The 25,024-nt window shown below is 67.0% G+C and carries 23 protein-coding genes; 16 read left to right on the top strand and 7 right to left on the bottom strand.

Going from position 1 to position 25,024, the window contains the following annotated elements; genetic code table 11:
* The first annotated feature begins 104 nt into the window (after positions 1-104).
* The 3 genes from ACJ7C5_RS14055 (at position 105) to ACJ7C5_RS14045 (ending at position 4,292) form a co-directional block, all read left to right on the top strand.
* Entirely contained in the window at positions 105-1,004 is a 900-nt protein-coding gene (locus ACJ7C5_RS14055) for a helix-turn-helix transcriptional regulator (RefSeq protein ID WP_049444442.1), read from the top strand.
* A gap of 49 nt (positions 1,005-1,053) precedes the next feature.
* Positions 1,054-3,912 (top strand): TonB-dependent receptor, encoded by a 2,859-nt coding sequence (locus tag ACJ7C5_RS14050; RefSeq protein WP_412704240.1) that lies wholly within the window; start codon positions 1,054-1,056, stop codon positions 3,910-3,912.
* A gap of 170 nt (positions 3,913-4,082) precedes the next feature.
* A complete protein-coding gene (locus tag ACJ7C5_RS14045) occupies positions 4,083-4,292 on the top strand; it encodes a hypothetical protein (RefSeq protein WP_010483987.1) in 210 nt (69 codons plus the stop codon).
* Positions 4,293-4,350: 58 nt separating this feature from the next.
* On the opposite strand, the gene ACJ7C5_RS14040 is transcribed toward ACJ7C5_RS14045, so the two are convergent.
* Positions 4,351-5,472 carry an HDOD domain-containing protein gene (locus tag ACJ7C5_RS14040; RefSeq protein WP_088027028.1) on the bottom strand — a complete coding sequence of 374 codons (1,122 nt, stop codon included), beginning with the start codon at positions 5,470-5,472 and terminating at the stop codon, positions 4,351-4,353.
* A gap of 152 nt (positions 5,473-5,624) precedes the next feature.
* Positions 5,625-6,161 (bottom strand): inorganic diphosphatase, encoded by a 537-nt coding sequence (gene ppa / locus ACJ7C5_RS14035; protein WP_005410935.1) that lies wholly within the window; start codon positions 6,159-6,161, stop codon positions 5,625-5,627.
* Positions 6,162-6,344: 183 nt separating this feature from the next.
* Between ppa and ACJ7C5_RS14030 the strand changes: the two genes are divergently transcribed.
* From ACJ7C5_RS14030 to ACJ7C5_RS14015, 4 genes are all read left to right on the top strand, one after another.
* Positions 6,345-6,818, top strand: a complete 474-nt coding sequence (locus tag ACJ7C5_RS14030) for a hypothetical protein (protein ID WP_094002187.1) — start codon at positions 6,345-6,347, stop codon at positions 6,816-6,818.
* A gap of 72 nt (positions 6,819-6,890) precedes the next feature.
* Positions 6,891-7,391 carry an RNA polymerase sigma factor gene (locus ACJ7C5_RS14025; protein ID WP_088027026.1) on the top strand — a complete coding sequence of 167 codons (501 nt, stop codon included), beginning with the start codon at positions 6,891-6,893 and terminating at the stop codon, positions 7,389-7,391.
* 104 nt (positions 7,392-7,495) lie between these two features.
* Positions 7,496-8,431 carry a FecR family protein gene (locus ACJ7C5_RS14020; protein ID WP_412704239.1) on the top strand — a complete coding sequence of 312 codons (936 nt, stop codon included), beginning with the start codon at positions 7,496-7,498 and terminating at the stop codon, positions 8,429-8,431.
* Between the two features lie 233 nt (positions 8,432-8,664).
* Positions 8,665-11,583, top strand: a complete 2,919-nt coding sequence (locus tag ACJ7C5_RS14015; protein ID WP_412704238.1) for a TonB-dependent receptor — start codon at positions 8,665-8,667, stop codon at positions 11,581-11,583.
* Positions 11,584-11,680: 97 nt separating this feature from the next.
* Here ACJ7C5_RS14015 and ACJ7C5_RS14010 read toward each other — a convergent pair whose 3' ends face one another.
* Positions 11,681-11,938, bottom strand: a complete 258-nt coding sequence (locus ACJ7C5_RS14010; RefSeq protein WP_412704237.1) for a DUF2789 domain-containing protein — start codon at positions 11,936-11,938, stop codon at positions 11,681-11,683.
* A 107-nt stretch (positions 11,939-12,045) separates the two neighbouring features.
* Here ACJ7C5_RS14010 and ACJ7C5_RS14005 point away from each other — a divergent pair, with 107 nt between their 5' ends.
* The 5 genes from ACJ7C5_RS14005 to ACJ7C5_RS13985 are packed head-to-tail and all read left to right on the top strand — an operon-like array spanning position 12,046 to position 14,998.
* Positions 12,046-12,633: a biliverdin-producing heme oxygenase gene (locus ACJ7C5_RS14005; RefSeq protein ID WP_088027023.1), complete on the top strand. Its 588-nt coding sequence runs from the start codon at positions 12,046-12,048 to the stop codon at positions 12,631-12,633.
* A gap of 31 nt (positions 12,634-12,664) precedes the next feature.
* Positions 12,665-13,132 carry a YbaN family protein gene (locus ACJ7C5_RS14000; protein ID WP_088027022.1) on the top strand — a complete coding sequence of 156 codons (468 nt, stop codon included), beginning with the start codon at positions 12,665-12,667 and terminating at the stop codon, positions 13,130-13,132.
* Entirely contained in the window at positions 13,119-13,847 is a 729-nt protein-coding gene (exbB, locus tag ACJ7C5_RS13995) for a tonB-system energizer ExbB (protein WP_412704236.1), read from the top strand. The genes ACJ7C5_RS14000 and exbB overlap by 14 nt, the downstream gene beginning before the upstream one ends.
* Before the next feature lie 9 nt (positions 13,848-13,856).
* Positions 13,857-14,282 (top strand): TonB system transport protein ExbD, encoded by a 426-nt coding sequence (exbD, locus tag ACJ7C5_RS13990; RefSeq protein WP_412704235.1) that lies wholly within the window; start codon positions 13,857-13,859, stop codon positions 14,280-14,282.
* On the top strand, positions 14,279-14,998 hold the full coding sequence (locus ACJ7C5_RS13985) for an energy transducer TonB (RefSeq protein WP_412704234.1): 720 nt from the start codon (positions 14,279-14,281) through the stop codon (positions 14,996-14,998). Before exbD ends, ACJ7C5_RS13985 begins: the two co-directional genes overlap by 4 nt.
* Before the next feature lie 78 nt (positions 14,999-15,076).
* Here the strand turns inward: ACJ7C5_RS13985 and ACJ7C5_RS13980 are convergent, their stop codons facing one another.
* Complete coding sequence (locus ACJ7C5_RS13980) at positions 15,077-17,104, bottom strand: sodium-translocating pyrophosphatase (protein WP_094002195.1); 2,028 nt, start codon at positions 17,102-17,104, stop codon at positions 15,077-15,079.
* A 347-nt stretch (positions 17,105-17,451) separates the two neighbouring features.
* On the opposite strand from ACJ7C5_RS13980, the gene ACJ7C5_RS13975 reads away from it, so the two are divergent.
* Entirely contained in the window at positions 17,452-17,955 is a 504-nt protein-coding gene (locus tag ACJ7C5_RS13975; RefSeq protein ID WP_010484000.1) for a hypothetical protein, read from the top strand.
* Between the two features lie 72 nt (positions 17,956-18,027).
* Here the strand turns inward: ACJ7C5_RS13975 and ACJ7C5_RS13970 are convergent, their stop codons facing one another.
* Both ACJ7C5_RS13970 and ACJ7C5_RS13965 read right to left on the bottom strand, forming a co-directional pair.
* Positions 18,028-18,417, bottom strand: a complete 390-nt coding sequence (locus tag ACJ7C5_RS13970; RefSeq protein ID WP_088027017.1) for a DUF488 domain-containing protein — start codon at positions 18,415-18,417, stop codon at positions 18,028-18,030.
* Between the two features lie 118 nt (positions 18,418-18,535).
* Positions 18,536-19,792 carry a 6-phosphofructokinase gene (locus ACJ7C5_RS13965; protein WP_412704233.1) on the bottom strand — a complete coding sequence of 419 codons (1,257 nt, stop codon included), beginning with the start codon at positions 19,790-19,792 and terminating at the stop codon, positions 18,536-18,538.
* A gap of 136 nt (positions 19,793-19,928) precedes the next feature.
* On the opposite strand from ACJ7C5_RS13965, the gene ACJ7C5_RS13960 reads away from it, so the two are divergent.
* The 3 genes from ACJ7C5_RS13960 (at position 19,929) to ACJ7C5_RS13950 (ending at position 22,761) form a co-directional block, all read left to right on the top strand.
* Positions 19,929-20,492 carry an adenylate kinase gene (locus ACJ7C5_RS13960; protein WP_032128385.1) on the top strand — a complete coding sequence of 188 codons (564 nt, stop codon included), beginning with the start codon at positions 19,929-19,931 and terminating at the stop codon, positions 20,490-20,492.
* A 329-nt stretch (positions 20,493-20,821) separates the two neighbouring features.
* Positions 20,822-22,186 (top strand): UDP-N-acetylmuramate:L-alanyl-gamma-D-glutamyl-meso-diaminopimelate ligase, encoded by a 1,365-nt coding sequence (gene mpl / locus ACJ7C5_RS13955; RefSeq protein WP_412704232.1) that lies wholly within the window; start codon positions 20,822-20,824, stop codon positions 22,184-22,186.
* Complete coding sequence (locus tag ACJ7C5_RS13950; protein ID WP_010484006.1) at positions 22,183-22,761, top strand: LON peptidase substrate-binding domain-containing protein; 579 nt, start codon at positions 22,183-22,185, stop codon at positions 22,759-22,761. The genes mpl and ACJ7C5_RS13950 overlap by 4 nt, the downstream gene beginning before the upstream one ends.
* A gap of 228 nt (positions 22,762-22,989) precedes the next feature.
* On the opposite strand, the gene ACJ7C5_RS13945 is transcribed toward ACJ7C5_RS13950, so the two are convergent.
* A complete protein-coding gene (locus ACJ7C5_RS13945) occupies positions 22,990-24,984 on the bottom strand; it encodes a bifunctional DedA family/phosphatase PAP2 family protein (protein WP_412704231.1) in 1,995 nt (664 codons plus the stop codon).
* Positions 24,985-25,024 lie beyond the last annotated feature (40 nt).

Here is a 25,024-nt window from a genome sequence, read left to right as displayed (position 1 = left end):
GGTTCTCGTCGCGAATTCGTGGCGATCTCGGCTGACTTTCCTGACACGCTGCCGCCCGATTGGGCAAAACGGAGGCCTGTACTTGGCAAATCCGTGGTGCCCCCATGCGTCAACTCTCACTGGCCGATCGTGGCCAAACCGTTTCCCTCGACAAGGCCCTTGATGACGTGGCGCCCACCTGCCTGGGGGTTGCCCGGCTGGGCAGCCTGCAGACCGCGGGCAACAACTTCACGGTCTGGATGCAGGTTCGTGGCAGTTCCTGGGTGGAGGCCAAGGAAGGTCGCTTCCGGTTGCGTCAGGGCGAGTGGATCGCCTTCGAGAAGGAATCCCGGCCGTTGGTGCAGGCGGGCCGCAACGGGCTCTGCGTGGGATTGAACCTGAATGTCGAAGCGCTGCGGGTGCTGACCGAGATGGCCGACTGTGGCCTGTATGCCGGCCGCGGCCGGATGGGGCGCAGTGATGCGCGGGTCGGCCTGCGGCTGTGGCGCGATGCGTTGGCCAGTGGCCAGCCCGCCCAGGCTTTGCGGCCCCTGCTGCTGCACCTGGCCAGCCTACAGCGGGGCCTGGCCGAGAACGTGCAGCGCTGCCCGGGGCGTTCGCGCAGCCGCAAGCGCCAGGTGTTCGGGCGCATGCAGCGCGCGCGGCTCTACCTGGAGGGCAACAGCCACCGCGTGGTGCGGATCGGTGAGCTGGCCGAGCTGACCAACTTCTCCAGCTGGTACCTCTCCAAGACCTTCCAGAGCCTGTACGAAGAAAGCCCGCAGTCGCTTTCGGCCCGGTTGCGCCTTGAGCGTGCGGCTGACCTGCTGCGTGATACCGACATGATGGTGGGCGAAGTGGCCGCTGCCAGCGGTTTCGACAACTGCTGCAGCTTCGCGCGTGCCTTCCGCGCCCGTTATGGCCAGTCGGCTTCGCGGTTCCGCGAGAACGGCGGTCTCCTGCCGCCACATTCTGCAAAGTCTCCGGTTGGGTCGCGCAAATACAGCGTCGCAACGCAATCGTAACGTGCTGGGGTGTTTTAACACACTGCTAACACGTACCTTGGAGAGATAGATGAACGTTTGTAATCCCGCAGTGCGGCTCGGCCTGCTGCCCGCCGGCATCGCGCTGGCGCTGGCGCCGGCCTTTGCTTCCGCTCAGGAAGCAAAGGCCACGACCGACCTGGACCGCATTTCGGTCACCGGCTCGCGCATCCGCCAGGCGAGCATGGAAACCGCGCAGCCCGTGATCGCGCTGCAGCGTGCCGACATCGAGAAGCAGGGCTTCACCAGCGTCGGCGACATCGTGCAGAACCTGTCGGCGACCGGTTCGCCGGCCATCAGCCGTGCCGATGCCCTGACCTCGGGCGAAGAAGTGGGCGGCCAGTACGTCGACCTGCGTGGCCTGGGCCCGGAGCGCACCCTGGTGCTGCTGGACGGCAAGCGCATGGGCGTCAGCACCGGTGGCTACACCGACCTGGCCTCCATCCCGACCTCGGTGGTCGAGCGCATTGAAGTGCTGACCGACGGCGCTTCGGCGATCTACGGCTCCGACGCCATCGCCGGCGTGATCAACATCATCACCCGCAAGAACTTCGACGGTCTGGAAGCCAGCGTCTACGGCGGCCAGTACAGCAAGGGCGACGGCGAAAAGCAGGTCTACAACTTCGTCTACGGCCAGACCGGTGAGCGTGGTTCGATCACCTTCGGCGCCGAGTACAGCAAGGAAGATCCGGTCTGGGCGAAGGATCGTGCCTTCAGCCGCTACCCGAACGGTCAGTTCCACCCGAACCCGACGGATACGGACGCCAACGGCTGGTCGCCGGCGTCCAACCACGGCGTGCTGATCGACAGCAACGACAACTGGTACACCCGCGCCAACAACGGCTCGGGCAACACCATGGCCGATTTCCGCGAGTTCGGCACGGCCGACTACACCAATGCCAGCCAGGAAATGTGGCTGCAGAACAAGCTGACCCGTCGTTCGGTGTTCGCCAACGGCAACTACGACTTCACCGACAACATCCGCGGTACCGCGAATGTGCTGTACACCAAGCGTACGGCGACCCAGCAGATCGCTGGCTATCCGTACCAGTCGGAGGTCTATGAGACCCCGCTGTCGGCCGACAGCATCTACAACCCGCTGGGCACGGACGCGAACTTCATCCGTCGTACGTCCGAAGTGCCGCGCCAGACCGAATCCGAGCAGGAGACCTTCCGCTTCTCGGCCGGCCTGGAAGGTTCGTTCGAGTTCGGCGACAAGTTCTGGGATTGGGACGTGGGCTACGTCTACAACCAGAACAAGGGCGTGAAGACCGGCACCGGCAACCTGTTCATTCCGAACGTGCAGAACGCGGTCGGCCCGTCCTTCATGGATGGCGACGTTGCCCGTTGCGGCACCCCGGGCCATGTCATCGCAGGCTGCACCCCGTGGAACCCGCTGGCACCGTACGGCTCGACCGGCAACGGCTCGCTGGCCGATCCGGCGCTGCAGGCCTACCTGTACCTGCCGAGCCACGATACCTACACCAACACCACCAAGGCATACAGCGCCAACATCGGTGGCTCGCTGTTCTCGCTGCCGGCCGGTGAGCTGGCCATCGCCGCCGGTTACGAGCACCGTGAAGAAAGCGGTGAGTACAACCCGGATGCGCTGCTGCAGTCCGGCCTGAGCACCGATCTGGCTGGCAAGCCGACCAAGGGCAGCTACAAGCTCGACGAGTTCTACGTCGAACTGAACGTGCCGGTGCTGGCCGACATGCCGTTCGCCAAGGAGCTGTCGCTCGACATGGCCGGCCGTTACTCGGACTACAACACCTTCGGCGATACCATCAACAGCAAGTTCGGCCTGAAGTGGAAGCCGATCGACGACCTGCTGGTGCGTGCGACCTACTCGACCGGCTTCCGCGCCCCGAGCATCTCCAACATGTACGGTGGCACGTCGCAGACCTTCGACGCCTACACCGATCCGTGTGACAGCAGCTTCGGCTCGGCCGCACGCAACGCCTCGGTGGCGGCCGCCTGCCAGGCACGCGGCGTTCCGGCCAACTTCCGCCAGATCACCTCCGGCGGTGCGCAGTCGACCGGCCCGGGCACCCAGTCCTACAGCGCTTTCGAGTCGGGCTCCAACCCGGAACTGAAGCCGGAAACCTCCAAGACCTGGACCGCCGGCCTGGTGTACAGCCCGAACTTCGTGCAGGGCCTGGACGTCAGCCTCGACTGGTGGAAGATCCGCATCAACAACGTGATCGCCGCCGAGTCGGTGACCTCGATCCTCAACCAGTGCTACGTGCTGGGCGTGGCATCGGCGTGTGAGCGTTTCGAACGCGGTACCGACGGCCGTGCCGTCAACCAGGTGGTCGACGTCACCCGTACCCTGATCAACGGTGGTTACCAGGAAACCGCAGGTTACGACCTGGGCGTCAAGTACCGCCTGCCGGAGTTCTCCTTCGGCAAGTTCGTCATCGACTGGAAGACCACCTACGTCGATTACCTCGAGTACAAGCGTGACAACGAAGCCGAAACCCCGGTCGAGCAGCACAACAGCTGGGCGACCGGCGATTGGGGTGCCAACTTCCGCGTCCGTTCGAACCTCAATGTCGACTGGACCCTGGGCAACCTGGGCGTGAACTGGGGCGTGCGTTACTACTCGGGCATGAAGGAGCCGTGCTCCTACGATACCGAGTGCAACCTGCCTGACTTCACCTCGGCCTACACCCTGGGTCAGCCGAGCCGCAAGGTGGGTTCGAACACCTTCCACGACGTGCAGGTGCGTTACAACCTGCCGTGGGAAGCCACTGTCTCGCTGGGCGCCAACAACGTGTTCAACCACGAAGGCCCGGTCATGTACAGCCAGCCGAACTCGAGCTTCTCCTACTACGGTGGCTTCGATATCGGTCGCTTCTACTACATGAAGTACACCCAGCGCTTCTGATCGTTCGAAGTGCGATAGCAGTACCGGGAGGGCGGACCGCAAGGTCCGCCCTCCTTCTTTGTAAGGGAATTCCGAAATATCTCGGAAGGTGAGCGGAGTCACGTTCCTGTCGTGTCGTAATCAACACAGTTGCTGGGTCCACTTGCGGACACTTGCACATGGAGAGAGCGATGAAGAGCACGCTGTTGCACAAACTGTCTGCTGCTGCACTGATCTATGCAACATTGGTGGGTGCGGTGTTCGCCCAGACCGGTGGCGTCTGTGGGGGCGGGCTGTACTGCGAGGAGCTGCGTCAGGAATGCCTGGCCGCAGGCAAGTCGAAGGTCCTGTGCGATCTTCAGTATCGTCACTGCGTGCAGGACGCCTGCGGCGCGCGCTGATGCAAAAAAGGGCGCGCCGTCAGGCGCGCCCCTTGAGTCTTCCTGGCATGCAGGGGGCTCAGGCGTCGCTGGGTACCAGCCCCATCAACGCATTGGCATGCTCGCGCCATTGCGGCAGCTTGTTGAGCACACCTGCGCGCTGCAGGTAGTCCTCATCCACCGGATCGCCATTGACCAGTGCCAGCGCCACATGCACCGCGCCGGTCACCCAGAAGCTGCGCGTATTGGCGCGTTGCGGCTGCAGGTGGAACGCCACCGCTTCGATGATCGGCATCGGCAGGCCCCACAGGCCAAGCAGATAGGCGCCGGCTTCGGCATGACCCGGGCGGGTGTCACCGGCCAACGATGGCTCGGTGCGCTCGTTGCGTACCCCCGGCAGCAGCAGGCCGATGTCGGCCAACAGGGCGGCGGTCGCGCCCAGTTCGGCGCTGGATTCGGGCAGCAGGCGTGCGGCCAGGCGCGAGGCGAGCAGGGCACGCTGCTGCAGCGAATTGCGTTCGGCCGTGGACAGTGTCGGTGCCGAGAACACCTCGCTGGCCAGCACCAGGTCGCGCAGCGTCGACAGGCCGAGGCGGGTCACGGCGGTGCGCAGGTCGGCAATGGTGCGGCCCTGGCTGAAGAACGCCGAGTTCGACAGCTGCAGCACCTTCGCGGCGATGGCCGGATCGGCCGCCACCAGCTTGGCGACGTCGGCGCTGTCGGCGTCATCGTCATGTTCCAGTGCCTGGGTCAGGCTCAGGTACAGGTGCGGCGGCGAGGGCAGCTTCTCGATACGGCCGATGGCATCGCGCAGGCGTGGGCTGTCCAGCACTTCGCGCAGCTCTTCCAGGCTGGTCAGCGCTTCCAGCAGCACTTCCGGCGCCAATGGCAGCGGCAGGAAGCGATGGGCCACGCCGATCAGGCGTGCCGGCGGCGGCCGGTTGCCATGCTGGGCATCCACCAGCGCAATGCGGATGGTTTCCGGGCGCAAGGTCCGGATCTGGCCCAGCAGCGTGGTGGCATTGAGGTCCGGCAGCTGTGGGCAGACGATCACCGCATCCACGCCCTGCGTGGCCACCGCGGTCATCGCGGTCTGGCCATCGGCGGCGGTCAACGGCTGCCAGTCTTCCCCAAGATCGGCAATGAATTCGGTCAGCTCAGCCGGCAGGCTGGCTGCATCCCCAACAAGCAGAATACGCACGACACATTCCCCTGGCTGTCTCGACGATGGATGTCGACGACGTGTGAAGTGACGCAATTTACCTAATACGGCGGCAAGAGTGATGTGCCGTCGTCATGAAACGTGACCCGCATCGCTCCGGCGGGGTGCCGCCGGAGCGATCCGGTTCAGGCTCAGGCCTTGCTGTCGAGATGGCGCTGGTGCGCCTCGATCAGGATCTGCTTGGCCTCAGCGGCGCCGCCCCAACCGTCCAGCTTGACCCACTTGCCCTTCTCCAGGTCCTTGTAGTGCTCGAAGAAGTGGCCGATGCGCTCCAGCCAGTGGCTGGACACCTGGGCGATGTCTTCGACGTGGGCGTAGCCACTGAAGATCTTCGAGACCGGCACGGCCAGGATCTTCTCGTCGCTGCCTGCCTCATCGCTCATCTTCAGCACGCCGACCGGGCGGCAGCGCACGACCGAGCCCGGCACCAGCGGCAGCGGCAGCACCACCAGCACGTCGGCCGGGTCGCCATCGCCACACAGGGTGCTCGGCACGTAGCCGTAGTTGCACGGGTAGCGCATGGGGGTGGACAGGATGCGGTCGACGAAGATCGCGCCGGTTTCCTTGTCCACTTCGTACTTCACCGGCTCCGAGTCCTTCGGGATCTCGATGATGACGTTGATTTCTTCCGGCGGGTTCTTGCCGGGCGAGACGAGTTCCAGACCCATGGTGTGCTCCAGGTGGGGGATATAGACGGATAGCTCCCCATTTTATGCCTTTGCCGGGCGCTGTGCAGGGGAGGGGGCCGACAGTACGGCACGGCGGCCGCCCACACGTGCTGGTGGGGTTGCCCGATGGGGACGTCGGGGCGCCGGGTGCAGGCTGGAACCCTCATCCCAAGGAGCTCCCGCATGAAAGTATCTGCCCTGTCGATCGGCCTGACCTGCGCGCTGCTGATGGTGTCGCCGGTACAGGCGTTTCCCTATGTCGACCTGATCGACTACCCGCACCAGGAGGCCAACTGGGACCGCTTCTTTGCCCTGGAAGGCCGTTTGCAGCATGGCTTCGATGCCATCTGTGGCGACACCTTCTGCGAGGGCGAATACAGCGACATCCAGGCGCTGCGCCTGCGCTGTTCGGTGGATGCGGTGCGCGGCACCGTGCACGAGTGCCTCTGGGCATTTGCCGCCAGTGACCTGGCCGTATCGCGGAATGACGGTGCGATCGTGGCCCGGCAGCCGACCTGGCTGTGCCGGCTGCCGCTCATGCCGGGCACGGCGGTGGAGGACTTCCATGCCGCGCTGGCGGCTCGCAATCCGCTGCACGACCCGCTACCGGGGACGTCGCAGAGCGTCTACGACGGACTGACCGAGTGCATCCACTGATGAGAACGTGACTGATTCGTATTTACGGAGTAGCATGCGCGGCGCCTTCTGCCTGTCGTCCCGGTTCCGCGCATGTCCTCCAATGTCGCCTCCCTTACCGAACTGCTGATCCGCGAGCGGCCCGCGCTGCTGCGCCGGGTGCAGCGCATCCTCGGCGGCGACAACGGCGCCGAGGACGTGATCCAGGCGGTGTGGTTCAAGGCCCGCGGGGTCGACGACAGCCAGGCCATCGACAACCCGCGGGCCTATCTGTACCGGCTGGCCGCGAACCTGGCCACCGACCACGGCCGCGAATCGACCCGTCGCAGCCGCCTGCTGGCCGACCACTACCTGTGGGGGCCGGACGAGGTGATCTCGACCGAGGAGCAGGTGATGGCACAGGACGAGTTGCAGCGGGTGCTCGACGCGGCAGGACACCTGCCGGAGCCGACCCGCACCATCTTCCGGCTCAACCGCCTGCAGGGCCTGACCCAGGCCGAGATCGCCCGCCGCCTCGGGGTGTCGGTGACCACTGTCGAGAACCATGTGCGCACCGCACTGCAACGCCTGGCCTGGGCGCGCAGCGGCCGATGATCGCCCCGGCTTGGGGCTGGCTCTCGATGAAACGTCTTGATCACTGGACCGTGGATGCGGTCTAGTTCCTCCGTCCGCGCTTGAATGCGCCTGTCCGCCAGCCGATGAGCCCGCCGAACACGCTGCCCGCCGCCAATGACGATGCCCTGGCCGAACAGGCCCGGGGCTGGATCGCGTGGCTGGCTTCGGGTGACATCGGCGAGGGGCGCATGCACGAGTTCGAGCGCTGGCTGGCACAACCGGGGCACCGACGCGCTTTCGAACACGAGCGCGCGCTGTGGCGCAGTGTCGGGCCGCGCCCGCAGGCCACGCCCGTCGAACGCCGGCGCCCGCATCGAATGCGCTGGGCAATGGCCGCTGCAGCTGCGCTGGCGATGCTGGTGGCATGGCCGGAGGCCTGGTTGCGGCTGCAGGCCGACCATCGCAGTACGCATGTCGTGCAGAACGTGCAATTGCCCGATGGCAGTCGCGCCGTGCTGGATGCGGACAGCGCGATTGCCGTGCGCTTCGATGCACATGCACGCGAGATCGAGCTGCTGCGCGGGCGGGCCTGGTTCGAGGTCAGCCCGGATGCGCAGCGACGTTTCAGCGTGCGTGCGGGCAACGGCGTGGTCGAGGACATCTCGACAGCGTTCTCCGTCGCACGCGACAACAATCAGGTGGAAACCCAGGTCGGACAGGGCAGGGTGCGCGTGGCCAGCCCGGCCGACGGTGGCTGGACCTACCTACAGGTGGGACAGCGCGCGGTCTATGGCGAGCGCAGTGGCGTGACGCGTCTGCAGGATGTGGCGGCCGACAGTGTCGGTGCCTGGCGCCAGGGCGAGCTGCTGCTGGAGCAGGCCAGCGTCGCCGACGCCGTGCAATGGGTGGGGCGCTATCGTGCCGGCCCGACCTTCGTGCGCGGTGACCTGTCGCGACTGCCCGCAGTGAGCGCCGCATTGCGCATCGATCGCCCGGAGCAGGCGCTGGATGCGTTGGCGGCAACAGCAGGTTTTCAGGTCACCCGCCTGCCGCTCGGCGTCGCCATCATCCATCAGTAGATCCACGCCATGCGTGGATGACGGTCCCTGTGCCGACCAACGGTTGGCACCCACCGCAGCAACCAGCCGACCCACGGTCGGCACCCACCGCGACCGCAAATCGCCCTTGGGGTTGCCACGCTTTCATCCGTCTTACTTGGCGAACGTACCCGCCGCCGCCAGTACGTCGCCGTGTCCGCCCGTGTTGCGGATGACGCCGCGCCCGCGGCACTGATTACCTGACAGGTTCCCCCATGTTCGATTTCCATCGTCCGGGCCGCATGCCGCGCCCGTCCCGCCTGTGCATCGCCCTGCTGGCGGCCGGCCTGGCCAGCGCCGCGCCGTCGGTACTGGCGCAGAACACCAGCGGTGACCACGCTGCCGTGCAGCGCTTCGATATCCCCGCGCAGCCGCTGGATGAAGCGCTGCGCAGCTATATGCGCCAGTCCGGCGTGCAGGTCGTGTATCCGGCCACCCTGGCCCGGGGTGTGACCTCGCGTGCGGTCAGCGGCAGCCTGTCGGCCAGCGAGGCGCTGCAGCATCTGCTGCAGGGCAGTGGCCTGGTGGTGCGCCGGGTCAGTGCCGATGCGGTCACCCTGGAAGCGGCAGCGTCGGCGCAGGCCGACAGCGGTGTGATCGTCACCGATACGCTGAGCGTGGCCGGCGACCGTATCGACAGCGGCGCAACCAGCGACGAGGCGCGCCTGCTCGACGGCTATCGCAGCGTCGGCTCCACCACCACGCTCAACCGCACGCACCTGGAGCGATTCCGCGGTACGTCCAACGGCGACATCGTCAAGGGCGTGGCTGGCGTCACCGCCGGTGATCCGCGCGTGGGCAACGGCTTTGACGTCAACATCCGTGGCATCCAGGGCCAGGGCCGCGTGCCGGTGATCATCGACGGTGGTCAGTCCAGCATGGATACCTACCGTGGTTATGCCGGCCAGTCGCAGCGCACCTACCTCGACCCGGACCTGATCTCCAGCCTGACCATCACCAAGGGCCCGAGCTTGCAGGCCAACGCCTCCGGTGGCATCGGCGGCGTGGTCGAGATGGAGACGCTGAAGATCGGTGACGTGCTGCGCGAAGGCCGGGACTTCGGCGTGCGCGTGCGTGGCGGCCTGGCCAACAACAGCGCCAACAACCTGCCGTCCTACAGCGCCGCGCCGCGCAGCGACCGCAGCGCCACTGGCAGCCAGTTCTTCAACGTGGCCGCTGCGGGACACTGGGATCGCTTCGATCTGGTTGCCGCCTATGCCTACCGCGACAACGGCAACTACTTCTCCGGCAAGCATGGCTACGATGACTTCCCGCAGACCCGGCGCACGCTGGCGCCGCTGAACCCGCCGCGTACCGAGGTGTTCAATACCTCGGCGCGCTCGAAGTCGGCGCTGCTCAAGGGCACCTGGCGCATCGACGATGCACAGACACTGGAAGCAGGCTATCGCCGCTACGAAGGCACCGCCGGCGAGATCATGGCCTCGCAGATCATCCGTGTGGATCGTGACCGCATTCCGCAATGGGACCCGGGCCACGTCGACATGGACAGCTACACCCTGCGCTATCGCTTCAACCCGGACAGCGAGCTGGTCGACCTGCGCGTCAATGCCACGTACACCGACACCGACAGCGTGATGTACAACAGCCTGACCGGCATCACCCCCTGGTACTTCGATCGTCGTACCGAGTGGTACGACGCACCCAGCTTCAGTGGCGACCCCGGCTACAAGGATGCCTACCGCAACCCGCTCCGACAGAAGCGCTTCGGCCTGGACGCCAGCAACACCTCGAAGTTCGATACCCGCGCCGGCGCGTTCACCCTCGACTACGGTCTGTCCTACAGCGACGAAGACATCGCGCCGGGCAGCTCGGGGCCGGTCATGCACGACGATCTGATCAACAACCGCTTCCTGCGCAACGCCGAGCGCAAGGAATACAGTGCCGTGGCCTCGCTGAAGTGGCAGCCCGATGAGCATTGGGAACTGCTGGCCGGCGGCCGCTGGAACCGCGTGGATGTGCACGATCGCAACCGCCTGGCCACGCCCGATGCCTATGAGGTGCAGGGCCAGTACCGCTACACCGAGCTGCTCAATGGCAACCCGGCGCTGCCGTCGTGGCGGGCCAAGCGCATCGCGCTGCTGAACTGGTATCCGGATGCCAACGGCAACTTCACCCAGGAATCGCTGCTGGCCTCACCGTACAAGAAGGGCACGGTGGGCGACATCGGTGGCTGGAACTTCTACGACGCCGGCAAGGCGCAGGACCTGGAAGTGCCGGTCAGCTGGACCTGGTCGCAGCCGATCCGACGTCGTGACACCGCGTTCTCGCCGACCGCCAGCGTGGCCTACCGCTTCAGCGAAGACACCATGGTCTACGTGAAGTATGCCGAAGGCACCAAGCTGCCGAGCCTGTTCGAGACCACGCTGGGCCTGTTCACCGCCGCCAAGCCGGTGGGTGAGCTGAAGCCGGAGCGTGCGCGCAGCTGGGAGATCGGTGCCAGCACCATCCGCTATGACCTGTTCACCGCCGGCGACCGCCTGGCGCTGAAGCTGGCGTACTTCGATACCCGCATCGACGACCTGATCACCCGTGACTACCGCACGCTGTCGGCAGGCCTGATCCGCAACGTCGACCAGTTCAAGGTCTCGGGCATGGAGTTCCAGTCCAGCTATGACAGCGGCAAGGTATTTGCCGATCTGTCCGCGCACTATTACTTCAAGGCCAAGACCTGCGCGCCGGACATCGCCGCCGAGCGCCGTGCCTATGGTGCACAGCGCAGGAACGATGAACTGGCCAACACGCCGAACTGTGTGGATGGCGGCTTCGAGGGCTCGTACACCAATACCCAGAACCCGCCGCGCTACATGGTCAACCTGACCCTGGGCTCGCGCCTGTTCGACGAGCGCCTGACCTTCGGTACCCGCGTGGTCCACAACGCCGGCCCGATCAGCAAGCTGGACAAGGACTGGAACGTGGGTCTGTCGGCGATCCAGCAGCTGTACCGGCCGACCACCCTGGTGGATCTGTTCGCCAGCTGGAGCTTCAACGACCAGCTGTCGGTGGAAGCCGGCGTGGACAACCTGACCGACCGCTATTACCTGGACCCGCTTGCCCTGGGCGTGATGCCGGCCCCGGGCCGTACCGCGCGGCTGGCGCTGACCTGGAAGTACTGATCGTCGGGGTCGGATCCCTTTCCTTGGGGAAAGGGCTCTGACCCCAGCGGGAGACAACGGTAGCGCCGGGCCATGCCCGGCGCCTTCCTCCAGGCGCTTACAGCCCGTTCGCCGCCTTCACCGCATCTTCGTGCAGCGACTCGTTCAGCTCATCCACCACCGTGCTCCATGCGGCATCGGCCTGCAGTGATTCGGACAGGAACTGGCGCTGGGCATCGTTCCAGTACGGCGCTTCGACCACTTCCACATCGGTGGCCAGCTGGTGTTCGCGGATGAAGCGGGCGATGCCCTCGGCGCTGGCGTCCAGGCCCAGCTGCAGGAACAGGTTGGTCATGCGCGGTTCGGTGGTGATCATCGTCGGTACCTGCGGGAAGAAGGGATACGCCATTATCGGTGTACATGACCTTGGGGAAAGCCCCATGGCGAACGTCTACAGCAGGACGACCCCCCTTGGCATCCCCCATGAACGCACACATCGCCCCTGAAGACAGCCGCAGCCTGCGGCTCAAGGCCGCCACCCGCGACAGCCATGGCGCGCTGGACAAGCGCATCATGGCCGGCGACATCTTCGCCGACCGCAGCAACTTCGCCCGTTTCCTGCGCGTGCAGTACCGCTTCCACCGCAGCATCGATGCGCTGTATGCCAACCCTGCGCTGGACGCACTGCTGCCCGATCTCGGTGAGCGCCGCCGCCTGACCCAGGTCGCGCGCGACCTGCAGGACCTGGAGCAGACCCTGCCGGGTGCCGACATCGCACCGTTGCCGTCCGATCTGGCGCTGCCCGCCGCGTTGGGATGGCTGTATGTGGCTGAAGGCTCCAACCTGGGCGGCACCATTCTGTACAAGATGGCTGCCAAGCTCGGCCTGGACCGCGATTTTGGTGCCCGTCACCTGGCCGCACACCCGGATGGCGCCGCGCGCCACTGGCGTGAGTTCACCGCCGCGCTGGACGCGGTGCCGCTGAGCGCCGAGCAGGAGCAGCAGGTGATCGATGCGGCCGATTCTGCGTTCCGCAGCGTGCACGGCCACGTTGAAGTGGAATTCGCCTGATGCACGTCTCCCGCCTATCGGCGCAACGCTGATGCGCTGGCTCTGGTTCGCGCTGGGCTGGCTGATGGTCGGTCTCGGGGTGATCGGCGCGCTGCTGCCGGTGATGCCGACCACCATCTTCCTGATCCTGGCCGTGGGCTGCTTCGCGCGCAGCTCGCCGAAATTCGAGCAACGCCTGCTGGCGCACCCGCGCTACGGCCCGTCACTGCGGCTGTGGCGTGAGCAGGGCGCGGTGTCGCGCAAGGGCAAGGCGTTCGCCAGTGCGGGCATGGCGGTGGGCTTCGCGCTGTTCTGCTGGGGCGCACATCCGTCCTGGCGGCTGCTGCTGGGCGTGGGCCTGTTCTTCGCGGTCAGTGCCGGCTACGTGCTCAGTCGGCCCGCACCGCGGCTGGAGCCCAACCCGGTCGTGGAAGTGGACGACGCCAATGATCCGCGCACGGCACGCCGCCGTGCAGCGACCCCTGATGCTGATGGAAAACGAGACGATGCTGCCTGCTGACCTGGCCCCCGTGGCTGCCCCTGCACTGACGCCCTGGGGCATGTATCTGGCCGCCGACGTGGTGGTGAAGACAGTGATGATCGCGCTCGCGCTGGCGTCGCTGGCCACCTGGACCGTGCTGCTGGCCAAGGGCTGGGAACTGGCCCGCCAGGCACGGCAGCTGCGCGCAGCGCGTGCGCTGCTGCTGCAGGCGTCGAGCCTGCCCGGCGAGAGCGCCGACGCCAGTGTGCAGCGGGGCACCGCACTTGCCATGCTGGACGCAGCGCGCACCGAACTGCGCCTGTCGCAGGATCTGGATGGCCGCGACGGCATCAAGGAACGCGTCGCCTCGCGCCTGGACCGCATCGAACTGGAAACCGCGCGCGTGCAGCGACGCGGCATCGGCGTGCTCGCCAGCATCGGCGCGGTGGCGCCGTTCGTCGGCCTGTTCGGCACGGTGTGGGGCATCATGAACAGTTTCATCGGCATCGCCCACAGCAACACCACCAACCTGGCGGTGGTTGCGCCCGGCATCGCCGAGGCCCTGCTGGCGACCGCGCTGGGCCTGGTTGCAGCGATTCCCGCCGTGCTGGTCTACAACCACTTCAGCCGTGTGCTGGCCGGCCTGCGGGGTCTGCTCGGCGATCTGTCGGCGGCTGTGCAGCAACTGGTCTCGCGCGATCTCGATCGTGCCGTTCCGCGCACCGCAGCCGCGCCGCTGCGTGCGGTGCACTGAGGCGCGACGATGGCGATCAGGACCGCGTCGGACCGCGAAGATACGCCCGAAGAAGCGCACGAGATCAACGTCACGCCCTTCATCGACGTGATGCTGGTGCTGCTGATCATTTTCATGGTGGCCGCGCCGCTGGCCACCGTGTCAGTGCCGGTGCAGCTGCCGGCCAGCAGCGCCAGCGCCACGCCGCCGGAACAGGCACCGGTGTACGTGACCGTGCAGGCCGATCTGTCGCTGCGCGTTGGCGAACAGGCCGTGGCGCGCGACGGGCTGGCGCCTGCATTGCAGGCGGCCACTCACAGTGACACCACGCAGCGCATCTTCCTGCGCGCCGATACCCACGTGCCCTACGGCGAACTGATGGCGACGCTGGATGCGCTGCGAGCGGCCGGCTACCTGAAGGTGGCGCTGGTCGGCCTGGAGCAGGGCGCACGATGAGTGGACTGCGGCGCTGGGCGACCAGCCTGGCGATCGTGCTGCTGGTGCATGCGTTGTTGATCGGCGCGGCCTGCTGGCGGGCGACGCGCGCGCCGGTGCTGGCTGCGACGGCGCCGCCCGCTGCGCTGATGCTGGAACTGGCGCCGATGGCGCAGGCACCGCCGGTGCCGCCGCGCGAGGTTGCGACCGGCCCGCTGCAGCAGCAACAGCAGCGGCAGGCGCCGAAGCCGGCCCTGCGCGAGCAACCGAAGGCGCCGGTGCAGCTGCAGGGCGACCTGCCACCGCCGCGTATGCCGGAGCCGACGCCCTCGCCGGACACCGCTGACGCCAACGTCGCGCAGACCAGCGCACCGCCGCAGGTGGCGGCCGACGCGGCCGCACGCTACACCGCACCGCAGACCACGGCGGGCCAACGCAGTCGCGCCGAGGCTACCTGGGAAGGGCGCCTGCTCGGGCATCTGCAGAAGCACCGGCGCTATCCGCGCCAGGCCGAGCGGCTGCGCCAGCAGGGCGTGGTCTACGTGCGCTTTGCGGTTGCCCGCGATGGCGCGGTCTCGGGGTTGAAACTGGGTCGCAGCAGTGGTTTTGAGCTGCTTGACCAGGAGACGCTGGACACAGTGCAGCGCGCCAGTCCGGTACCGGCGCCGCCGGCCGAAGTGGCCGGCGACCCGGTGGAAGTGATGGTGCCGGTGTCCTTCTTCCTGCGCGGGCGGTGAACGCCATCGGGGTCGGATCCCTTTTCGCAGGAAAGGGCTCTGACCCCGTCAAGCCTGCCATCCACGCATGGCGTGGATCTACAACAGCGGCACCAGCAGCAGCGCCACGATGTTGATGATCTTGATCAGCGGGTTGATAGCCGGGCCGGCCGTGTCCTTGTACGGGTCACCGACGGTGTCGCCGGTCACCGCGGCCTTGTGCGCCTCGCTGCCCTTGCCACCGAAGTGGCCATCCTCGATGTACTTCTTGGCGTTGTCCCAGGCGCCGCCGCCGGTGGTCATCGAGATGGCCACGAACAGGCCGGTCACGATCGTGCCGATGAGTAGACCGCCCAGTGCGCGCGGCCCCAACAGCAGGCCAACCACCACCGGCACCGCCACCGGCAGCAACGAGGGCACGATCATTTCGCGGATCGCCGAGCGGGTCAGCATGTCCACCGCCTTGTCGTACTGCGGCTTGCCGGTGCCCTGCATGATGCCGGGGATCTCGCGGAACTGGCGGCGCACTTCTTCTACCACCGCACCGGCGGCGCGGCCGACCGCTTCCATCGCCATCGCACCGAACAGATACGGAATCAGGCCGCCGATCAGCAGGCCGATGATCACCGTGTGGTCGCTGAGGTCGAAGCGGAACTCCTGCCCCGGATGTGCTGCCTGCAGGTTGTGAGTGTAGTCGGCGAACAGTACCAGTGCGGCCAGCGCCGCCGATCCGATCGCGTAGCCTTTGGTCACCGCCTTGGTGGTGTTGCCAACTGCATCCAGCGGATCGGTGATGTCGCGGATCTCCGAGGGCAGCTCGGCCATCTCGGCGATGCCGCCGGCGTTGTCGGTGATCGGTCCGTAGGCATCGAGGGCGACGATCATGCCAGCCATCGACAGCATCGCGGTGGCGGCGATGGCGATGCCATACAGGCCGCCCAGCGCGAACGCGCCCCAGATTGCCGCACACACCGCAACCACCGGCAGTGCGGTGGACTTCATCGAGATGCCGAGGCCGGCGATGATGTTGGTGCCGTGGCCGGTGGTCGAGGCCTGCGCCACGTGCTGCACCGGCTTGTACTGGGTGCCGGTGTAGTACTCGGTGATCCACACGATCAGGCCGGTCAGCACCAGCCCGATCAACGCGCAGCCGTACAGCGCCACCGGGCCGTGCACGTTGTCACTCATCAACCCGGTGGTGATCGGGTAGAACGCAATCGCGGCCAGCACGCCGGAGACGATCACGCCCTTGTACAGCGCGCCCATGATCGAACCGCCTGGCTTCACCTTGACGAACAGTGCGCCGATGATCGAAGCGATGATCGATACGCCGCCCAGCACCAGCGGATACAGCACCGCATTGGCGCCGGCCTCGGCCAGCATCAGGCTGCCCAGCAGCATGGTGGCGATCACGGTCACCGCATAGGTCTCGAACAGGTCGGCGGCCATGCCGGCGCAGTCGCCGACGTTGTCACCGACGTTGTCGGCGATCACCGCCGGGTTGCGCGGATCGTCCTCGGGAATGCCGGCTTCCACCTTGCCGACCAGGTCGGCGCCGACGTCGGCGCCCTTGGTGAAGATGCCGCCGCCCAGACGCGCGAAGATCGAGATCAGCGAGGAGCCGAAGGCCAGGCCGACCAGCGCGTGCAGTGCCTGTTCCATCGGCAGGCCCATGCGCAGCAGCAGTGCGTAGTAGCCGGCCACGCCCAGCAGGCCGAGGCCCACCACCAGCATGCCGGTGATCGCACCGCCACGGAAGGCGACATCCATCGCGGCACTGATGCCGTGGCGCGCGGCTTCGGCGGTACGCACATTGGCCCGCACCGAGACGTTCATGCCGATATAGCCGGCTGCACCGGACAGCACCGCACCGACCGCGAAGCCGATTGCGGTGTACCAGCTGAGGAAGACGCCAACCAGCACGAACAGCACCACGCCAGCGACGCCGATGGTCAGGTACTGGCGGTTGAGATACGCACGCGCGCCTTCCTGGATCGCCGTTGCGATGGCGATCATGCGTTCATTGCCGGTGGGTTGGCGCAGGATCCAGCGCGCCGAGACGATTCCGAACAGGATCGCGAGAATGGCGCAGCCCAGCGCCAGTGACAGCCCGTGACGTTCCAGCATTAGACCCCTCCGCAGAATGGATGTAGGCATCCAGTGGCGATGAACGGCACCACGAGGGGGACGACGGGCTGCAGCCTGGAACCAACCCGTACCGACCTTGGCGGTCGTCCGACGTATGGCGGTGTTCAGCATTCCCTGGTGCCCGCAGTATGCGTGCACCTGCGCCCGGATGGTAGCGCCGGGCCATGCCGCGCCGCATGATCCGTGGGCGCCCTGCAGATGAACGCATCGCCATGCGCGCGGAACCCGCCGCCGGTCCATGGGCATGCTTTGAGAGCCGCAGAGCCTTTGCACCCCGTTAAGCCAACCTCTGCAAGCCTGCGCACAGCCCCGTAGGAGATTCCCCGATGCGCCTGTCCCTGTTGATGCTTGCCGCCCTGGTCCCGGCTGTACCGGCACTCGCCGCGGAAACCCCGGAGCTGCAGCGCGCCGTGGGTGCCCCCCAGGCAGTGGGCGCGGTGCACACCCTGCGCCAGATCCCCGAGGCCTGCGCGCGCCTGGAAGGTGCCTTCACCGGTCAGGCGGCCGAGCCGTATCGCTTCGCGCCGGTGCGGACCAGCGAGCAGTGCCAGCCGCGCGCGCGCTTCGTCGACTATGCCAAGGCGCAGCCAAGTGCCGACAAGGGCTGGAAGCTCAATGATGTGATCCGCGTGCCCAGCGCCGCGTGCCCGGCACAGCAGGCCGTGGTGCGCGTGTGGCGCCTGCCGTCGAGCAACAAGGTCGAGCTGGACGGTCAGGGCCAGTCGCGCATCTATCTGGAAGAGGCGAAGAAGCAGGCCGCAGCCGGCCAGATTCCGCAGGTGACGATGTTCGCCGCGCAGCTGCAGATGGAAGGCAAGGCCTGCAATTGAAATTGCGTGGGCAGTGTACCCACGCGGTCATCCACGGGTAGTGCCGGGCACTGGCCGGCAACCCTGCAATCATCACTCCGCCAGCGTCGCCCCGCGCGTCACCAGCAGCTCGCGCAGGGCCTTGCGATGGCAATGCGCTTCATCCTCGCAGTAGCACCCCACGCTGATGTCGCTGTGCCGTGACATCGCGGCCAGCAGGTCCAGCGCGTGGGCCGCATCCGGCGCCTTCATCTCGGCCTTGTAGTGGCGGAAGAACGCATTCCAGTCGGCGGCCGTCTTCGCCTCGTGCGCCCGCTTCACCAGTTCCGCACTGGGTGACAGGGTCGGGAACCAGACGTCGTACCAGTCCTGAGTCGCGAATTCGCTGCGTGGTACGCCGCGCGGTGGTCGCCGCACGGTACCGATACGCAGGCCCTCGCCGGGAGCGCGCGGCGTACCCAGTCGAACAACTCGCAGTGCCATGGTGTGCCTCCACTAGAAGGGGACGGAGGGGATTAAGTCGTATCCGACCCACTGCTGACACTGTAGGAGAGGACGGAGGGGCGGATGCGACTTAATCCCCTCCGTCCCCTTTTTCGGCTCAGCCTTCGAAGGCCGGCAGCTTCTGCTTCACCGCCACGTTCTTCAGGGTGACGTACCTGGGCAGGCCGTCGGTGCCGTACGGCAGCGGGGCTTCGCCCTTGATCAGCGGCGACAGGTAGGCCCGCGCCTTGGCGGTGATACCGAAGCCGTCGCGGCGGATGAAGCCGGCCGGCATCTTCTTCTCGTGGTTGGCGATCTTCGACAGCGGTGCCGCTTCGATCTTCCAGCGGTACGGCGCATCGCTGCTGCGCACGATCACCGGCATCACCCCGTTCTGGCCCTTCAGCGCCAGCTGCACGGCGGCCTTGCCCACCGCTTGCGCCTGCTCCCAGTCGGTCTTGCTGGCCAGGTGGCGGGCCGAGCGCTGCAGATAATCGGGCAGCGCCCAATGCACCTTCAGGCCCAGCTGGTCCTTGACCCGGCCAGCCAGATGCGCGGCCACGCCGCCCAGCTGCGAGTGCCCGAACGAATCCTTGCCACCACCGGCGTCGGCGACGAAGCGGCCATCGGCGGTCGCGATGCCTTCCGACGCTACCACCACGCAGTAGCCGACGCGGTCGACCACGGCCTTGACCTTGGCCAGGAACACCGCCTCGTCGTAGGCGCGTTCGGGCAGCAGGATGATGTGCGGTGCTTCGTCATCGCCGTTGCCGGCCAGGCCGGCGGCCGCGGCCAGCCAGCCGGCGTGGCGGCCCATTGCCTCGTAGATGAAGACGCGGGTGGAGGTCTCGGCCATCGCCGCCACGTCCAGCGCCGCTTCGCGCACCGAGACCGCGGTGTACTTGGCCGCCGAGCCGAAGCCGGGGCAGGTGTCGGTCACCGCCAGATCGTTGTCGATGGTCTTGGGCACGCCGATGCAGGTCAGGTCGTAGCCGGAGGCCTTGGCCAGCTGCGAGACCTTCAGCGCGGTATCGGCCGAGTCGTTGCCGCCGTTGTAGAGGAACCAGCGCACGTCATGTGCGCGCAGCACCTGCAGCAGGCGGTCGTAGCGGGCACGGTCGGCGTCCAGCGATTTCAGCTTGACCCGGCACGAGCCGAAGGCGCCACCCGGGGTATGGGCCAGCGCGCGGATGGCCGCAGCGCTCTCCTTGCTGGTGTCGATCAGTTCCTCGCGCAGCGCGCCGAGGATGCCGTTGCGGGCGGCCAGGACCTTGATGCCCTTGGCCCGGGCCTGCTCGATCACCGCTGCCGCCGTGGCGTTGATGACGGCGGTGACACCGCCGGACTGGGCATAAAGGAGAGTACCGTTGCGCATGCTTCTACCTGCTCGGGGGAGGGGACATTGCAGGGACATTACCCGGATGCGGTAAAGTGGCGCTATTGCGGTGCAGCGATACCGGTCCGTCCGGGACGCGAACCTTCTTTGTTTTCAACACGTTGGAGTCAGGTCAATGCGATTGGTTCTGTTGGGACCGCCCGGTTCGGGCAAGGGGACACAGGCGACGCGCCTGAAGGAAAAGCTGGGGATCGCCCACATTTCGACCGGTGACATGCTGCGCGCGGAAATCGCCGCGGGCACGGAGCTGGGCAAGCAGGCCAAGACGGTGATGGATGCCGGCAACCTGGTGTCGGACGACATCCTGCTGGGCATGCTGGAGTCGCGCCTGACCCAGGCCGACGTCGCCAAGGGCTTCATCCTCGATGGCTACCCGCGCAATGTGGCCCAGGCCAATGCGATGGACGGCCTGCTGGCCAAGATCGGTCAGCCGCTGGATGCCGTGGTGCAGCTGGACGTGGCCACCGAGCTGCTGGTCGAGCGCATCGCCGGTCGTGCCAAGGAGCAGGGCCGCGCCGATGACACGCCGGAAGCGGTGCGCCAGCGCCTGCAGGTCTACAACGACCAGACCGCCCCGGTGGTCGACTTCTACGCCGGCCGCGGCACCCTGGCCCGCGTCGATGGCGTCGGCGAGCTGGACGAGATCGAAGCCCGCATCCTGGCGGCGATCAAGGGTTGATCCTGCAGGGCCGGTGCAGTGCCGGCCCTTCGGGCGCAAAAAAATACAGGCCTGGTCCGCGAGGACCAGGCCTGTGTCGTTTGATAGGCGCCAGCAGAGGGCTTGCTCAGGGCCCCGCAGCATGAGCTCCCTTGGGGATGGCCTCTTGGGGAGTAGGACCGGTTCGGGTACTGCGGCTGGCAGTTCGAATTGTGTCCGGGTTCACAGAACATCGCTATCGGGATTTCCCTGACAGATGATTGGAGTTTTCTCACATCCTGTGTAGGACTTGTCTTACCCCGGATCGGACATTGGCCCTATACAGCCGTCATCGGTCACAATCCTCGGTCATGAGCAGCGTACATATCCTTGCAATCGCCGGCACCTTCATGGGTGGCGTGGCCGCCCTCGCGCGGGAACTGGGCCATACGGTCAGCGGCAGCGACCAGGCCATCTACCCGCCGATGTCGACCCAGCTCGAACAGCTGGGCATCACCCTGGACCAGGGTTACCGCGCCGACAGCGTGCCGGCCGACACCGACGAGGTGGTGATCGGCAACGCGCTCTCGCGCGGCAACCCGGCCGTGGAGGCCGTGCTTGATGCCGGCCAGCGCTACATCTCCGGCGCCCAGTGGCTGTCCGAACAGGTGCTGCCGGGCCGCGACACCCTGGCCGTGGCCGGTACCCACGGCAAGACCACCACCACCACCATCCTCACCTGGCTGCTGGAAAGCGCCGGTCGTTCGCCCGGCTTCCTGATCGGCGGCGTCGCCGAGGATTTCGGCGTCTCCGCCCGCCTGGGCCAGGGCCGCGAGTTCGTGGTCGAGGCCGACGAGTACGACACCGCCTTCTTCGACAAGCGCAGCAAGTTCGTGCACTACCGGCCGCTGGTGGCCATCCTCAACAACCTTGAATACGACCACGCCGACATCTTCCCGGACGTGGCCGCGATCCAGCGCCAGTTCCACCACCTGGTGCGCACGGTGCCGGCACGTGGCCGACTGATCGTCAACGGCGAGGATCAGCATCTGGCCGAAGTGCTGGCGATGGGCTGCTGGACCCCGGTCGAGCGCTTCGGATTCGATCCGTCGCTGGAATGGCATGCCGAGCTGCTGGCCGCCGATGGCAGCGCGTTCCGCGTGCACCATCGTGGGCAGGCGCTGGGCGATGTGCAGTGGTCGCTGCTGGGCCGCCACAACGTGCTCAACGGCCTGGCCGCGTTGGCTGCCGCACATGCGGTGGGCGTGGCGCCGGCCGAGGTGATCCCGGCACTGGCGCGCTTCCGTAGCGTCAAGCGCCGCATGGAAGTGATCGGTCACCATGACGGCATCACCATCTACGACGATTTCGCCCACCACCCGACCGCAATCGCCACCACGCTGGAAGGCCTGCGTGCCAAGGTGGGCGATGCGCGCATCGTGGTCGCGATGGAACCCCGCAGCAACTCGATGCGGCTGGGCGCACATGCGCAGGCGCTGGCACCGTCGCTGGCGCTGGCCGATGAAGTGGTGTTCCTGCATCGCCCGGAACTGGCCTGGGATGCTGCTGCGGTGATCGCCGCAGTGCGTGGCCAAGCGCACGCCGTGCCCGATACCGACGCGCTGCTGGCGCAATTGCAGGCCAGCGCGCGCAGTGGTGACCACGTGGTGTTCATGTCCAACGGTGGTTTCGACGGCGCACCGCGCCGCTTCCTTGCCGCGCTGCAGGCCCGATGAGCGTCGACGGGTCGCTGCCGCTGTTTCCACTGCACACCACGCTGGTGCCGGGTGCGGCGGTGGGCCTGCGCGTGTTCGAACGCCGCTACCTGGATCTGGTCCGCGACAGCGGCCGCAGTGGCGAGGGCTTTGGTGTCTGCCTGATCCTCGACGGCCAGGAAGTGGGAGCTCCGGCGACACCGGCGGCGTATGGCGTGCAGGTACGCATCGAAGACTTCGATGTCGGCGCCGACGGCGTGCTGCAGCTGCGCCTGCGCGGCACCCGCCGCTTCCATGTCGAGCGCACCCGCGTGCGCGACAACGGCCTGGTGGTGGCCGACGTGCGTTGGTGCGATGAAGACCCCGACGATGAACTGCGGCCGCAGCATGCGCTGCTGGCCACGGTGCTGGGGCACATCATCGAACAGGCCGGCGAGGCCTATGCGCCGGCCAATCCGGCGCTGCTGGACCAGGCCAGCTGGGTCGGCTGGCGGCTGGCCGAGCTGCTGCCGCTGAGCGAGCAGCAGCGCCTGCAGCTGCTGCAGATGGACGACCCGCACCAGCGGTTGCAGCAGTTGCTGGGCTGGATGCCGTAGCAGCCTGCCTCGGGTGGGTGTGCACCTTGGGTGCACACGCTGGGGCATGGGTGGAATGCCATCCATGCATGGCGTGAAACTACTGGAACCGTCATCCAGGCATGGCGTGGATCTACTGTAGAGCCGAGCCCATGCTCGGCTTGCTGGATCCCGCGAAGAGCAGCCGAGCGTAGGCTCGGCTCTACACGGTCGCGGACAGGTAGCGCCGGGCCATGCCCGGCGGCTCCATCACGGCGTCGTCTTCAACCGCAGCACCGGCAACCCGGTTTCGCTGTGCACATCCTCACGCTGCGGCAGATCCTGCACGGCGTCCTTCACCGCGTTCAAGGCCGGGTCGACGCCGCGCAGCGGATGCCACATGCCGATCCACTCGAAGTGGCGCTCGTAGCGCAGGGTCTGCGCGCTGCCCAGCCACAACGGCGTGTTGCCTGGCTGCAGCTGTGCCGGTGCCGGCCACAGGCGCAGCACGTAGCGCTCATCCGGCCGCGCACCCTGGCGCACCATCAGCAGTGCTTCCACACGTGTTTCAAGCGTGGCCGGCAACACCGGCAGTTCGTCGGCGCCGGTGTTCTTGTCCAGCATCAGCAGCGCCTGCTGCCAGCCGGCCTGTTCCTGCCGCTTCCAGCCGCGTGCTTCCAGCTGTGCCTGCAACGGTGCCAGCGGCCCGGCCACCTGCACGTCAAGCGGCCAGCGCTGATCGTCGTCGAACTCGTTGCGGCGCGCCGGCAGCGTGGCCCAATCGTGCTGCCACCAGGCCTGCGCATCCATCGCCTGCGGTGCCGGCAGGGTCGGCTCGAAGCGTTCCAGCTTCACCGGAATGTGGCGCGGTGCGTACCACATCGCCGCTACCGCGAACACGCCATAGAACAGCCAGGCCACCGGCTTTACCCAGAACGAGCGGTTGAAGCGGCGGCGGTAGGCGATGCCCAGCACCAGCAGCCAGAACGTGCCGAACAGCATGCCGCCGATCACATCGCTCAGCCAATGCGCGCCCAGGTACAGGCGTGAGAAGCCGATCAGGCTGACCACGATGCCCGACACCAGGTAGGGCCAGACGCGGGTGCGGCCGGGCATCTCGCGGGCGATCAGCACCGCGAAGAAGCCGAAGGTGATGGTCGCCATGGTCACCGACACCGACGGGAAGCCGAAGCCACTGCTGGCATCGACCGGTCGCACCACATCCACGGTGGCGCCAAGCAGCATGGTCAGCGCCAGGCCGAAGGCGAGGGCGGCCAGCCAGTGCGCGGCCGCCATCCAGCGCCGGCGCCAGATCAGGTAGCCCATCGCCGCCGCAGTGGCCGGCAGCAGTACCTGCCAGGCGCCTAGCGACGCCAGCGCGGCCATCGGGTAATCGGCCAGCGGGTTGCGCAGGGCCAGCATGGCCTGGTGCACCAGCAGATCGATCGCCAGCGGTTCACCGTGCGCGACCACCACGGTCAGCAACGCGAACCAGCCCCAGCCCAGCACCAGCAGCATCAACGCCAGCATCGCCAGCGGCACCGACTCGCGGCGCTTGGGATCAAGCACGCCAACGGTGTAGCGGCCCAGCGTCGGGTGGCGGTTGGACCAGTCCAGCAGGCGCGCCAGCCAGTTGTCCATGCGCGCGGCCGACCAGCGGTAGCCGTACAGCACGATCGCCCAGACCAGGCCGAGGATCACCGCCAGCAGGCCGACCACCACCACCAGTCGGCCGGCCACCGCAGCCACCGCATCGTAGGCCTCACCAAGCACCCAGCCCGGTGCCAGGAACAGCACCGCCCACGAAATGCTGGCGATACCACTGGCCTGCATGTAGCGGCTGGCGGGCATCTTCATCATGCCGGCGATGGCCGGCACGAACGGGCGGATCGCGCCCACGTAGCGTGCGATCAGGATGCTTTTGAATGCGTTGCGGCGGAACAGGTTCTCGCCGCGGTCGAGCAGCTGCGGGTAGCGGCTGAACGGCCAGATCCCGCGCAGGCGGTCGCCCCAGCGTCGGCCGATCCAGTAACTGATGCCGTCACCAGCGAACGCACCCAGGGCTGCTGCCGCCACCGCGTACGGCCCGGAGATCTGGCCCAGGCCGATGAACACGCCCACCGCGAACAGCAGCGGCAGCGCCGGCACGATGGCACCGAGAATGATCACCGCATCGCAGAAGGCGATGAGGAAGATAACGGCACCCGCCAACACGGGGTGAGCGGCAATCCACGCGAGCGTGGCGTCGATCCATGAAGAGTCCATTGCCCGATTATAGGGGCGTGAAGGTGACTGGTTCCCAGCC

The organism is Nocardiopsis yanglingensis, assembly GCF_045809185.1.
Lineage (GTDB): Bacteria > Pseudomonadota > Gammaproteobacteria > Xanthomonadales > Xanthomonadaceae > Stenotrophomonas > Stenotrophomonas yanglingensis.
This window is presented reverse-complemented; position numbering and strand designations above follow the sequence as displayed.